This is a genomic window from Paenibacillus chitinolyticus (assembly GCF_045038035.1).
GTDB lineage: Bacteria > Bacillota > Bacilli > Paenibacillales > NBRC-103111 > Paenibacillus_F > Paenibacillus_F chitinolyticus_A.
In genome coordinates this window covers 2,972,139-2,983,908 of record NZ_CP173427.1, presented here as the reverse complement: position 1 = coordinate 2,983,908, position 11,770 = coordinate 2,972,139, and the positions used below count along the sequence as shown (strand labels likewise).

At 52.1% G+C, this 11,770-nt stretch carries 10 protein-coding genes and 2 pseudogenes; 4 read left to right on the top strand and 8 right to left on the bottom strand.

The genetic code is table 11. The features are described from left to right. Positions 1-153: 153 nt before the first annotated feature. Both ACI48J_RS13425 and ACI48J_RS13420 read right to left on the bottom strand, forming a co-directional pair. Positions 154-867 (bottom strand): GntR family transcriptional regulator, encoded by a 714-nt coding sequence (locus tag ACI48J_RS13425; RefSeq protein ID WP_405083226.1) that lies wholly within the window; start codon positions 865-867, stop codon positions 154-156. 272 nt (positions 868-1,139) lie between these two features. Next, positions 1,140-2,255: an amidohydrolase/deacetylase family metallohydrolase gene (locus ACI48J_RS13420; protein ID WP_405083151.1), complete on the bottom strand. Its 1,116-nt coding sequence runs from the start codon at positions 2,253-2,255 to the stop codon at positions 1,140-1,142. 241 nt (positions 2,256-2,496) lie between these two features. On the opposite strand from ACI48J_RS13420, the pseudogene ACI48J_RS13415 reads away from it, so the two are divergent. The 3 genes and pseudogenes from ACI48J_RS13415 to ACI48J_RS13405 all read left to right on the top strand — a co-directional run. After that, positions 2,497-2,607 (top strand): annotated as a pseudogene (locus tag ACI48J_RS13415) (SMI1/KNR4 family protein); the annotation flags it as partial. Between the two features lie 357 nt (positions 2,608-2,964). Further along, a complete protein-coding gene (locus tag ACI48J_RS13410) occupies positions 2,965-3,921 on the top strand; it encodes a sigma-70 family RNA polymerase sigma factor (protein WP_405083150.1) in 957 nt (318 codons plus the stop codon). Between the two features lie 70 nt (positions 3,922-3,991). After that, positions 3,992-4,417, top strand: coding sequence for an SRPBCC family protein (locus ACI48J_RS13405; RefSeq protein WP_405083149.1), 426 nt, complete (start codon positions 3,992-3,994; stop codon positions 4,415-4,417). A 79-nt stretch (positions 4,418-4,496) separates the two neighbouring features. Here ACI48J_RS13405 and ACI48J_RS13400 read toward each other — a convergent pair whose 3' ends face one another. The 3 genes from ACI48J_RS13400 to ACI48J_RS13390 all read right to left on the bottom strand — a co-directional run bounded on the left by ACI48J_RS13400 (position 4,497) and on the right by ACI48J_RS13390 (position 7,597). Continuing rightward, a complete protein-coding gene (locus ACI48J_RS13400; RefSeq protein WP_405083148.1) occupies positions 4,497-4,913 on the bottom strand; it encodes a VOC family protein in 417 nt (138 codons plus the stop codon). A gap of 232 nt (positions 4,914-5,145) precedes the next feature. After that, positions 5,146-6,420: an alpha-L-fucosidase gene (locus tag ACI48J_RS13395; protein WP_405083147.1), complete on the bottom strand. Its 1,275-nt coding sequence runs from the start codon at positions 6,418-6,420 to the stop codon at positions 5,146-5,148. A gap of 220 nt (positions 6,421-6,640) precedes the next feature. After that, the gene (locus tag ACI48J_RS13390) at positions 6,641-7,597 is read right to left on the bottom strand and encodes an ROK family protein (RefSeq protein ID WP_405083146.1); all 957 of its coding nucleotides are present in this window, start codon (positions 7,595-7,597) and stop codon (positions 6,641-6,643) included. Between the two features lie 268 nt (positions 7,598-7,865). Here ACI48J_RS13390 and ACI48J_RS13385 point away from each other — a divergent pair. After that, positions 7,866-8,098, top strand: a pseudogene (locus ACI48J_RS13385) (copper homeostasis protein CutC); the annotation flags it as partial. An 18-nt stretch (positions 8,099-8,116) separates the two neighbouring features. On the opposite strand, the gene ACI48J_RS13380 reads toward ACI48J_RS13385, so the two are convergent. Genes ACI48J_RS13380 through ACI48J_RS13370 form a run of 3 tightly spaced genes read right to left on the bottom strand, consistent with a single transcriptional unit; the run spans position 8,117 to position 11,759 of the window. Next, positions 8,117-9,757, bottom strand: a complete 1,641-nt coding sequence (locus ACI48J_RS13380) for a leucyl aminopeptidase family protein (RefSeq protein WP_405083145.1) — start codon at positions 9,755-9,757, stop codon at positions 8,117-8,119. Positions 9,758-9,774: 17 nt separating this feature from the next. Continuing rightward, a complete protein-coding gene (locus tag ACI48J_RS13375; protein ID WP_405083144.1) occupies positions 9,775-10,761 on the bottom strand; it encodes an ABC transporter ATP-binding protein in 987 nt (328 codons plus the stop codon). Then, positions 10,758-11,759, bottom strand: coding sequence for an ABC transporter ATP-binding protein (locus ACI48J_RS13370; RefSeq protein ID WP_405083143.1), 1,002 nt, complete (start codon positions 11,757-11,759; stop codon positions 10,758-10,760). The genes ACI48J_RS13375 and ACI48J_RS13370 overlap by 4 nt, the downstream gene beginning before the upstream one ends. Positions 11,760-11,770 lie beyond the last annotated feature (11 nt).

Sequence of the window (11,770 nt, the reverse complement as noted above, 5' to 3'; positions counted from 1 at the left end):
TGTGCCACTTCTATAGCCTGTGCCTTTTGATACCGTAGAATAAATGATACAAGTTCTTGTCACTGACTTGTGACAAAACTTGTATCGTTAAAATAAAAAAAGCCGCTGCTACGCGACCTTTAAGCTTATAAGTTCTTGTCATCCGACATCGGGCTAAACATTATAATTTACAATATAACTGTGCATTCCCGTATTGTAGAAGCCCTCGCTGTATTCGATCACCTCGTCCGTTTCGTCATAGGAATAACGCAATCTTTTCAATAAAGGGGTTTTCTCTTGCACGCGTAATTTCTCCTCTATAAGAGGAGAGGCAAATGCTACCGCAAAATGATCCCGATATTTCGCCAACGTGATTTCTTGCTCCTCAAGCCACTCGTACAGAGACTGAGCATTCAGTTCCCATTGATCGATTTCTCCTATACGCATGGTCAAATAATGTGTGTAATGCGTATAGGGCACATTGTTAAGGCTGTACAGACGTTCTATGCGGACGCACTGTGCTCCAAATAGCTGACGCGGTTCCGTACCCTCTTCCGTCGTGATCACTTCGACTTGCAACAATTGCTTTTGAACCTGATTGCCTTCTTCGACCAATAGCTCTGTAAACCGTTTCCATGTAGACAGCTTGGAAGTAGCCGTATTGCGTATAACCTTCGTCCTTTTGCCACTGCCCTTTTCCAGATAGCCTTCTTGGCACAGTTCTTTGATGGCGTTGCGAATTGTAATCTTGCTGACCTCGAACTCCTTCTCCAATTGGGGCTCTGAAGGGATATTCGCCTTAATAGGATACACGCCGTGCAGTATTCTATCCTTTAAAATATTTTTGATTTGCAAATACAAGGGCCTTTGATTCCGGGATAAGTTCACTTCTGCGTCCACTTCCTTTCTAAGTCCCTGTTGAGACCGACAAAGCTCCGAGTAGTTCACACTCCGATGACTTCGGAGAATCTCCCGCTCTGGGGGCGCGAACATGACTGCCGCCGCGATAAACTCAACTGTTCGGGCAGCCGGAAAAATCGTTCCGATTCGCCATACACGGTCTCTCTCGATATGCATCTCCAGTCCCATTACGCGAGCGTTCTTGAAACATTAAATACTCATACTCCCGCTTGCGCTAATGACGCGTTAAAACCTCGTAATTAACATTCCATGTAGACACCATTCACAATGACCCCTTTGGCTTCTATGCTTCTATCGGCTGTCCACTTGATACCTTCGGAATCAACCAGTGTAATCGGATCATTCCGAAGGGTGAATAAGGTTAAATTGGCAACGTCCCCAACTTGTATCCGGCCAAGCTCCGGTTTTCCGAGCCAATTGGCCGCATGATCCGTAACAGCTGCAATCACTTCCTCTAGCGAATATCCCAAATAAAGAAATTTCGAGAGGACATTGGCCATATTATACACGGGGCCATTTAATCGGTTTCTACGGTAGATGTCCGTGCTAATCGTGTTTAAACCGATGCCATGCTGCTTTGCTGCCTCGGCAATTCTTAATGAAAAGCTTGCTGAACCATGCCCGACGTCCAAGTTTACGCCGCGTTCAATGGCATCCGCTAACACAGGAAGGGGATTGCCCTGATCATCGAAGAGATTATTCGGCTTCCCGTTGAGATAGTGAGTGATAATATCCCCTTTCTCTAATAGAGGGACGATCTCCTCAATACTTGGCGGTGCGGAACCAATGTGCACCATTAACGGCAGTAATGTTTTATCGGAAAGAGCTCGCGCGATACGTAGAGGTTCAATGCCGCTTTCACCCACCACGCTTTTGCTGATTCGCGCTTTTAATCCCACTATGAAATCTTTGTGCTCTTTTACCGCTTGAATGACTTTTGACGTATCTATCCATTCCAGATTGGATAATTCATCGATTCTTTGCAAGCCTACTCGCGAAATGTTCAAAAAGGCGAATAGATTGGTTTGGGCATGCTGCTTGCTTGCGGCTAACTCGGCAATCCGGTCCGCCCCGCAGCTTCCCGCATCCACGATGGTCGTGACGCCCAGCTTAATTCCAATTTCATCGATTTCATCGCCGTAGGGTTCAAATTCGGGAAAGGCATGGGCATGCATATCAATCCAACCGCTTGACATGTAAATCCCCGAGCAGTCTTTCACTTGTTTTCCTTGTCCACTCCCGGCTGTCGTTATCTCGGTAATTTTACCCTCTTCGATTACGACATCGGTAGCTTCCCCATTCACACGCTTTACATTACGTAACACAAATGACGACTCTTGCTTCGGCTCATACATGAACTTCACCTTTTCCCTGGTTTTAGTTAAGAACGCTTGCAAACGATTATTTGTTATGGGTTCCCTAGGTATGTGCACGATCACAGAAATGATTATAACATTATAATGTTATAACGTTAATGTAGCATACAGGAAGATTAAAGTAAATATAACGTGGGAACAAGCTGACTAAATAGCCAAAAAGGTCAATTATAATACAAGTATTTAAGGAGAAAAATTTTATGAGATGGGACCGGCAGTTTGTCCCTCAGCAGGTCATGATGTGGTCATGTTAGACTATCGAGCCTGCGGTAGAGAGGGTGAACCTGAAGTCGTTCACGTCGATCAAGAAGATGACTATGAGATTACCTTTAAGGTTGCTTTTTTAACCATGCATTGAGAATTATCTTCAATTACGGTAAACGATATAAGTTCTTGTCATCCGACATCTGCCCAATTGATCTCCTTCACTGAAAACGGTTTTCTACCTCCCCACTTTCCTTGCTTTTTTTCTTTCAAATATCTCATTTAACCAGTATTTTAGGCTTTGTTGAAACAAGTGATTTCAAGTAAAGCTCCAGTATTCAGGTTCTGGCGTGAGGTATTGCGAATTATAAGTATAGACAAGGGTTAATCTATAATCCTGCCTATTTATTCGGATTGAGGCTGTCCGCTTCATTGCATATAATGAAGGTACCACCCTTCGGGGAGATCGTTAAGGGAGGCCGCGATGAACGAGACCGCATTTGACGAACCATTATTTGCAAGCTTGAAGCCGGGCTTAACCTCGTTCTGTTATCGAATGCTAGGCTCCATGGACGATGCGGACGATGCCGTTCAGGAGACGAGTATTCGGGTCTGGCAGAGCTGGAGCACGTTCAGACAGGATTCCTCGTTCAAAACTTGGGTCTATCGGATTGCCTCCAACCTTTGCTTGGACAAGCTGAGGCAATCCAAACGCCGCGCGCTTCCCGTTGACCTGTTCGACCCGGCCGTCGCCATCGTCGAGCCGCGCGACACGCTGCCGGACTCTGCCTGGATCTGGCCGTCTCCCGACTTTGGAGGCAATCCGGAGGATCGGCTCGTCCGCAGAGATACCCTTCAACTGTGCTTCATCGCTCTCCTGCAGACCTTGCCTCCGCGGCAGCGCGCGGTACTCATTTTGAAGGATGTATTTGAATGGTCCTCCAAGCAGATCGCGGAAACGTTGGCGATGTCGCCGGCAGCGGTGAACAGCGCCTTGCAGAGAGCCCGAGAGACGATGGACCGGGCGCAGCTTCGCTCGGATGAGCTCAGCAGCATGAACGTTCAACCGGAACAGCAGCTGCTGTCCCGGTATGTGGAGGCCTTCGAGCAATTCGATATTACGGCGCTCGTCGCGTTGTTCCACGAGGAAGGCTGCATGTCGATGCCGCCCTTCGAGATGTGGATCCGCGGCAAGGAAGATTTGTCCGCCTTCTATTCGCTTACTCGCTGGCATTGCGAAAGTTCGCGATTTGTGCCCATTACGGTGAATGGCGGTTATCCGGCGTTGGCCCAGTATATGCCGGGCAAAGAGGGCTCTGGCCTGGTACCCTGGGGCATCCACGTCATCGAAACCAAAGAAAATCAAATCCTGCATGTTCAAAACTTCATTCATACGCCATTATTTTCGCGATTTGGGCTGCCTGAGCGAATTGACCAATGAATTTCGTCATTGGCGTACGTCTATATCTTTGAGAATAACCAAACGACGAATATCTTAAGAGAGGTGTCTAATGGAAATGAGTCAACCGACGAAAGTAACCGTGCAAGCCGTCATTCAAGCCCCTATCGAGAAGGTATGGTGCTATTGGACCGAACCGGAACACATCACGAGGTGGAATCAAGCGTCCGAGGACTGGCATGCGCCGAGAGCCGAAAACGATCTGCAGGTCGGTGGCAAGTTTATGACACGGATGGAAGCGAAGGATGGCAGCATGGGCTTTGATTTTGGCGGCGTCTACGATGTCGTGAATCGGCATGAGGCGATCGGCTACACCATGGAAGACGGAAGAAGAGTGGATATTGCTTTCGTCGATCAAGGGAATGAGACGAAGGTCATTGTAACGTTCGACGCGGAAAGCTCCAATCCCGTCGAGTTCCAGCAAGCAGGCTGGCAAGCGATCATGGACAATTTCAAAGCCTATACCGAACAAAACTAATCATCGCGAAGAAGACGCCTGGGAAGATGCCCGGCGTCTTTCTTTTTGAACCCTAGTACGAGCGTGCTCTCCGTTAGCCTTAATCTTGTGCCGCGTTTATGTTCATGTAGTTAATGGCCCACAGATGGCCGTCCAAGTCCACGAAGCCCCAATGATACATGAACCCATGATCTTCAGGTTCAGCGTGCAATTTCCCGCCCAAGGAGACCGCGGTATTCACGATTTCATCGACCTTTTCCCGGCTCTCAAAGGCCAATGCGATCGTCATCTGCGCATACTTGCTCGTATCGACGGTTTCCTTCTCCGTGAGCGTATTAAAGAATGCTTGGTTGATCAGCATGACCTGCAGGTTGTCGCCGATCACGATGGCTACCGAATTCTCATTCTCGGGGAATTGCGGGTTGAGCTCGAATCCGATTCCGGTGAAGAACGCTTTCGATTGTTCTACGTTTTTTACAGGCAGGTTGAAGCTCGTGAATGCGGACGTTAATGCCATTTTCAAAACACCTCTTCGTCAAATTAGTTTGTGTTCATTTATGCCTTCCTTTATATAGACGACATCCGATCCGGGAATTCATCGGTCTCATTAATTCGGAAGCGTAAATTTTGAAAAAGATTGAACCTCGCTCAATCAAGGAAGTTGAAAAAAAGACACGGGATGACCTTCCGTGTCCTGCAATTCTGTTTAGCCCTATAGATTGTACCTGTTAAAAGTTAAAGCCGCAGCCCTATCTCAGATAAAGCTCAATCACCGTATCACTCTCATCCGGAAGCCTGGATCCACTAAGATTAATGAAGGCGCCGTTCTCAATGTCGGAGTATTCCAGCGCCATCCATGGAACTTCTACCTTAAGTTCGGTCCCATCCCGCAGCAGTCTGGCTTTCTCAATCTTGCCCTTCAACCCTTCGAAGTAAATCGGGCCTATCCCCCGGTCATATACATGGGCATACAGCCTGTTCCCGTTCTGGGTGTAGCGGCCCCACTCGGGCTTCGGCAAATCGGCCGCCTTACAGCCATAAATGCTGTCACCGTTCAGTCTCAGCCATTCCCCTACTTCGTCCAGCACCTCCAGTGTTTCCCGGTTGATCTCGCCCTTTGCATCCGGGGCCACGTTAAGCAGCAAGTTCCCGTTCTTGCTGACGCATTCGACCAGGGTATGAATCACCTGCTTGGCTGACTTGTAGTTCTTGTCCGCAGCATGATAACCCCAGTTATCGTTAAGGGTGATACACGCTTCCCAAGGGACAACTTCCCCCTTCTCATCCACGATGCCACCAGGTGGAATGATCTGCTCCGGGGAGAAGAAATCCCCGGCATATTCCTCGGGTTCCGCCGCCCGGATATTACCGCCCAGGCGGTTATCAATGATGATATCCGGCTGGATGGAACGAATCATCCGAATCAGCTCGGTCGCTCTCCATTTCTCGCCGGTCATATCATCATAGGAGAAATCGAACCACATGATGTCAATCTTGCCGTAGTTCGTGAGCAACTCCTTCACCTGACCATGCATGTAGTCCAGATATCGGTCGAAGTCGATTGGCTTGTTCTTGGCCGCTTCATTGTCCCGATCCGGGTGCGCTTTGTCCCCATATCCCGGGTAATCGTCATGATGCCAGTCGATGATCGAATAATACAGTCCGACCACAATGCCCTCCTCGCGAAAAGCATCCACATATTCACGAACCAGGTCTCGTCCAGCCGGGGTGTTCGTCGCCTTGAAATCCGTCAGCTTACTGTCGAACAGACAGAAGCCGTCGTGGTGCTTGGTCGTCAGCACCGCATACTTTTGTCCTGCAGCCTTGGCGGCCTTCGCCCATTTCTTCGGTTCATACCGGGATGCGTCGAACTCGTCAAAATACACTTGATACTGCTCATAACTCATCCGCTCGTTGCCTCGAATCCATTCTCCCCTGGCGGGAATGGAATATAATCCCCAATGAATGAACATGCCGAACCGGTCCTGCAAAAACCACCGGGTCCTTTGCTCTCTTGTACTCATGCGACAATCCCCCGTCTCCTATGAAGTGATTCTAAATACACCCAACGGCTGAAGAGACTACTCCGGATGCGGAACGTTCTTGCGATCGCTGTTGTCCCCAGATTTCTGGATTATACCGCTTAGCGTGTGAAATCCGGGACAAGAGCGAGACGCTTCGCTTCTTCAGAATCGTTCCGCCCCCTCCGTTGCTTAGCATAAAGTTCATTCGTTCCCGCTTAAATCAAGTATGAAACAAAGCCGCGGCTCCGATCAGGCCGACGTCGTCCCGCAATCCCGCAGGCACGATCTCATACGTGCCACGGTATGGCTTCATGACCAGCTTCCCGGTCTCCGCCTTAAGCGCCGGGAACAGCAGGTCGCCTGCCTTGCTTACGCCGCCGCCGATTACAATCCGGTCGGGATTGAATGTATGAATCGCGTTGGCCAAGCCCAGCGCCATGTAATGAACCGCCCGGTTCACCACTTGGGCGGCGATGGGGTCACCTTGACGGTGAGCTTCGAACACATGCTTGGCCGAGATCTCTTCACCGCTTGCAGCCGCCAGTTCTCCAATCACGGACGGGTTGCTCAGCATAAGTTCCAGCGCCGAGTTGCGGATGGCGGTTCCTGAAGCGTACATCTCCCAGCAGCCATGGTTCCCGCAGATGCATGCCGGCCCATCCGGCACAACGATGTTATGACCCAGTTCCCCAGCAAAGGAAGTCGCGCCCAGGAGCAGCTTCCCGTCGAGGACAATGCCCGCACCGATGCCTGTACTGAACGTGATGTATACCATGTTCCCGGAGCCTTTTCCCGCACCCCGGACATACTCGCCCCATGCCGCTGCGTTCGCGTCATTAACGACCTCCACCACGACGCCAAGTGCGTCTCCCATCCACTTTTTCAGAGGGACGTTGTTCCATTCCGGCAGGTTTGTGCCCTGAAGCACGATACCGTCCTTACTGTTCACGGTCCCAGGCGAGGCCAGACCCACGCCGCATACCGGGTGTTCCATGGACACGGAATGAATCATCTCCACCATGCGCTGCACGACTTCTTCCGCTGTGCGGGCGTTCGCCGTCTCCATGCGTTCACGGTTCAGTATCTCACCGTCAGCATTAAAGAGAGCTGCGGCGATCTTTGTTCCACCAAGGTCAATTCCCACAACATATTTGTCTGTGTTCTGCAAATCAATCACCTATTTTCAGATCTGTATGGATGGGACTTAAGACAACGTTCGCTCTATATTTCATGCATTTCTTCCCGGCTTTTTCCGCTGCCCTGGTTGACTCGGTGCTGTTGAAGCTTTCAGCTTGCTTCATCTGCTTGCCGTTGCTTCATGCAGATTTAGGAATTTCCACACGGACAACGCTTACAGTTTGCAATACCAAAGCTTGCTGCCTGCCTCCTGGAAATTACGATCTGCTTCATCAGCACTTACAATCATCAACGTAATTACCAGCGCAATCAGCCGGTTCGTCCCCTGTATTGACGATGCGTTAAAGGCTGAAGAAAATGGGCAAATCGGCTGGAGCTGATCACGGCCGTTACCGAAGGCGGGTTGACGCCGGGCATCGGATTGATCCGCCAGGTTGTAGGGGCTGTGCAGATTCCGGTCCATGTGATGGTGCGGCTGCACAGCCCCAGCTTTGTGTACAGCAAGCTTGATCTGGAGACGATGATAGCCGAGATCCAGGCGTAGCGATGACTTCCAGGATCATAACGAACCCTCCTGTTTCCGGGATTCATTTACGGATACGTCCCCTGATACAAACCCTGCTGCATCCCTTGCTTCATTCCTCGATGTATTCTCTGACACATCTTCTGATACGTCCTCTGTTGCATTCCTTGCTCCATTCCCTGTTGCCTTTCCCGCGGCACACTTCCGGGCATAATTCACCGCATAATCAGCCAGCAGTCTTGCGCCATACCCTGTCGCTCCCGCCTCTGCGTAACCGACATCCTGCTTGTACTGTACCGTGCCGGCCATATCAATATGGACCCAGTTCATGGATTTGTCGACGAACCGCCGAATAAATAACGCTGCTGTGATGGCGCCAGCCAGCGTAGAGGTGCCCACGTTACGCAGGTCGGCATAATTGCTTCTCAGCTCGGATTCATAATCATCCATAAGCGGCATCGGCCACAGCCGCTCGCCATTATGCTCGCCAATCTGGGCCAGCTCGCGCGTCATATCGGCATCGCCCCATATGCCGGCGATCCCGAGTCCCAGTGCATCCCCGACATTGCCCGTTAGCGTGGCAATGTCGATCGCCTGCGCTGCGCCAAGCCCGGCCGCATGGATCAGCGCGTCTGCCAGTACGAGCCGGCCCTCTCCATCCGTATTTGCAATTTGAACGGTCAACCCGTTCGGATAAGCAATCACGGATGAAGGCAGCGTGGCGCGGGCATCCGGCAGGTTATCGGCCACGGCGATCAGAGCCGTGACCCGGACCTTGGCCTGCTGCCGGACCAGAATGTCCAGCGCGCCGATGACGGCGGCCGCTCCGCCCATATCCATCCGGGCATCGCTGATGTCCCGGCCCGTCTTCGCGTTCATGCCGCCCATATCGAAGGTGATGGCTTTGCCGACCAAGGCTAACATCGGGGCATCCGGGCAGGCTTCGTACCTCAGTTCGATTAGCGCAGGAGCGTGCTTGCTCCCGGCACCCACTGCCAGCAGGCCGTTCATGCCGCGCTCAGTTAGCTCCTGTCCCCGGTAGACATAAATATTTACCGGCCTGTCTTTGAAGAGATCCCGCGTCCATTCCACAAAAGCATCCGGGTTCAACGTACCCGGCGTCTCATTCACCCAGTCCCGGGTCAGATTTGTCGCCTCCGCCCGGTGGATGGCCGTCTGAATGACCGAATTCAGTCCGGCCGCGGACAGTTCAGGCCAATCTGCAGACCGCAGATTCAACTTCACACTGCCGCTTATTTTCGTGACACTTCTATATTTATCGAACCGGTATAATCCAAGCAGCCAGCCCTCAATCCAGGCTTGCAGCCACGCGGCCGTTGACTCTATGCTCTGACTGCCTCCAACTCCAATTACTGTCCCCGGATGTCTGAACAGCGTTGCGCTGCCCCGCCCTTCCTGCAGCAGAGTCCGTGCCGCAGCGCCCCCGGCGCGGCGTACCCGTTCCAGCGTCACGGCACAACGCTCCCCTATTCCGGCGGCGAGCACATCCGCTTCACCTTCAGAACGGGCGTACAGCCAGGTGATGGTGCCCTGCCGCTTGCGCGCTTCATTCAGCGCATAGGGAAGCGATTCCCCCGCATATGCCGGATGAATGAGAACATCCTCCAGTTCAGTCATATCTAGTGTAATGTGCATGGCGATCCTTTCCTTAGGCATTGTAATAATCCGCCTAATCAGGCTTCATTATAGAGATGGCAGGCAACCTGATGTCCGGGTTCCACTTCCCGGAACACCGGCTCCTGCTGCCTGCAAATATCCATGCAGGCCGGGCAGCGGTTATGGAACCGGCAGCCGGAAGGCGGATCAACCGGACTTGGCAAGTCCCCTTTCAGAATAATGCGCTCCCGCTTCTGATTCGGATCTGGAACCGGCACGGATGACAACAACGCCTGGGTGTACGGATGAAGCGGACGGTCATAGAGCGTGTCTTTGTCCGCCGTTTCCACCAGCGTACCCAGATACATCACACCGATACGGTCACTAATATGCTCAACCACACTAAGATCGTGGGAAATGAACAGATACGTCAGGCCATAATCCTCCTGCAGATCCTGCATTAGGTTAAGCACCTGGGACTGGATGGACACATCCAGCGCCGAGACTGGTTCATCCGCCACGATCAGGCTTGGACGTACGGACAGCGCCCTGGCAATCCCGATCCGCTGCCGCTGGCCACCGCTGAACTCATGTGCATAGCGCTCGGCATGAATGCTGCTGAGGCCTACTGTCTCCAGCAGTTCCCGGGCCAGCTTATCCCGCTCCTTCACGCTGAGCTTCGTATGGATCAGCAGAGGTTCAGCCACAAGTTCCTTTACTTTCATCCGCGGATTGAGCGATGCGTATGGATCTTGAAAGACCATCTGCATATCTTTGCGCATTGGACGCATCTGATTGTCGGAAAGGTTGCTGATATTCTGTCCGTTGAACCATACTTCACCGCTTGTTGGCTTCAGCAGCCGATTCACAAGCCGCCCGGTCGTAGACTTCCCGCAGCCGCTCTCCCCGACCAGACTGAACGTCTCCCCTTTGCGTATAGCGAAGGACAGACCATCCACTGCGCGCAAGTATTTGGCCGCACCGAACCAGCCTTTTTTCAAGGCGAAAGATTTGCGCAGCCCCTTTACCTCAACAAGCGGAGTCTCTGTGTGTGACTGTATCATTGGTTGTCTCCCCCTTCCGATGTATCCATCTGCGTTAACCAACAGCGGCTTTTGCGCTGCTCCTGTCCTTCCACAAGCAGAAGCTCCGGTTCCTGAAGGCACCGCTCCATCGCATACGCACATCGAGGCATGAATTTGCAGCCTGGAGGCATCGCACTTAAGTCAGGCACATTGCCCTGAATGGATTCCAGACGGCGAACCTTCTGGCGCAGCTTGGGAACGGATTGGATCAGGCCTTTGGTGTACGGATGCTGGGGATTTGAGAATAACTCCTGAACCGGTGCCTCTTCCACAACCCGTCCCGCATACATAACAACCACCCGGTCACACATTTCCGCCACAACACCGAGATCGTGTGTAATCAACAGCATGCCCATCTCCTGTTCTTCCTTCAATCGCTTCATCAGGTCCAGAATCTGCGCCTGGATGGTCACATCAAGCGCCGTTGTCGGCTCATCGGCAATAAGCAGCTTCGGGCCGCACGACATGGCCATCGCAATCATCACGCGCTGCCTCATTCCGCCGGATAGCTGATGCGGATATTCATCGGCCACGTCCTCCGCCCGGGGAATCCCGACCAGCTTCAGTGTATGAATGGCATGCTCCCGTGCACGCTTCCGGCTGTATCCGAGATGCAGCATAATCGGCTCCTCCAATTGACGTCCGATTCGCAGCACCGGGTTCAGGGAGGTCATCGGCTCCTGGAAGATCATCGCCAGTTCATTGCCACGGAATTTCCGCATCTCCTTCTCCTGAATCTGAGTCAGGTCGGTGCCTTCGAACCGGACTGCCCCGCCAGCAATCCTTCCCGGTGTATCCTTGAGCAGGCGCATAATCGACAGGGAAGTCACACTTTTGCCGCAGCCGCTCTCGCCGACCAGCCCCAGCACTTCACCTCTATTGATGTGAAAATCAATGCCGGACACTGCCAATACGCTTCCGCCATCACGTCTGAACTCTGTCTTCAATCCTTCCACTTCAAGTAGTCTGGGTGTCATGGCCTTGTCCC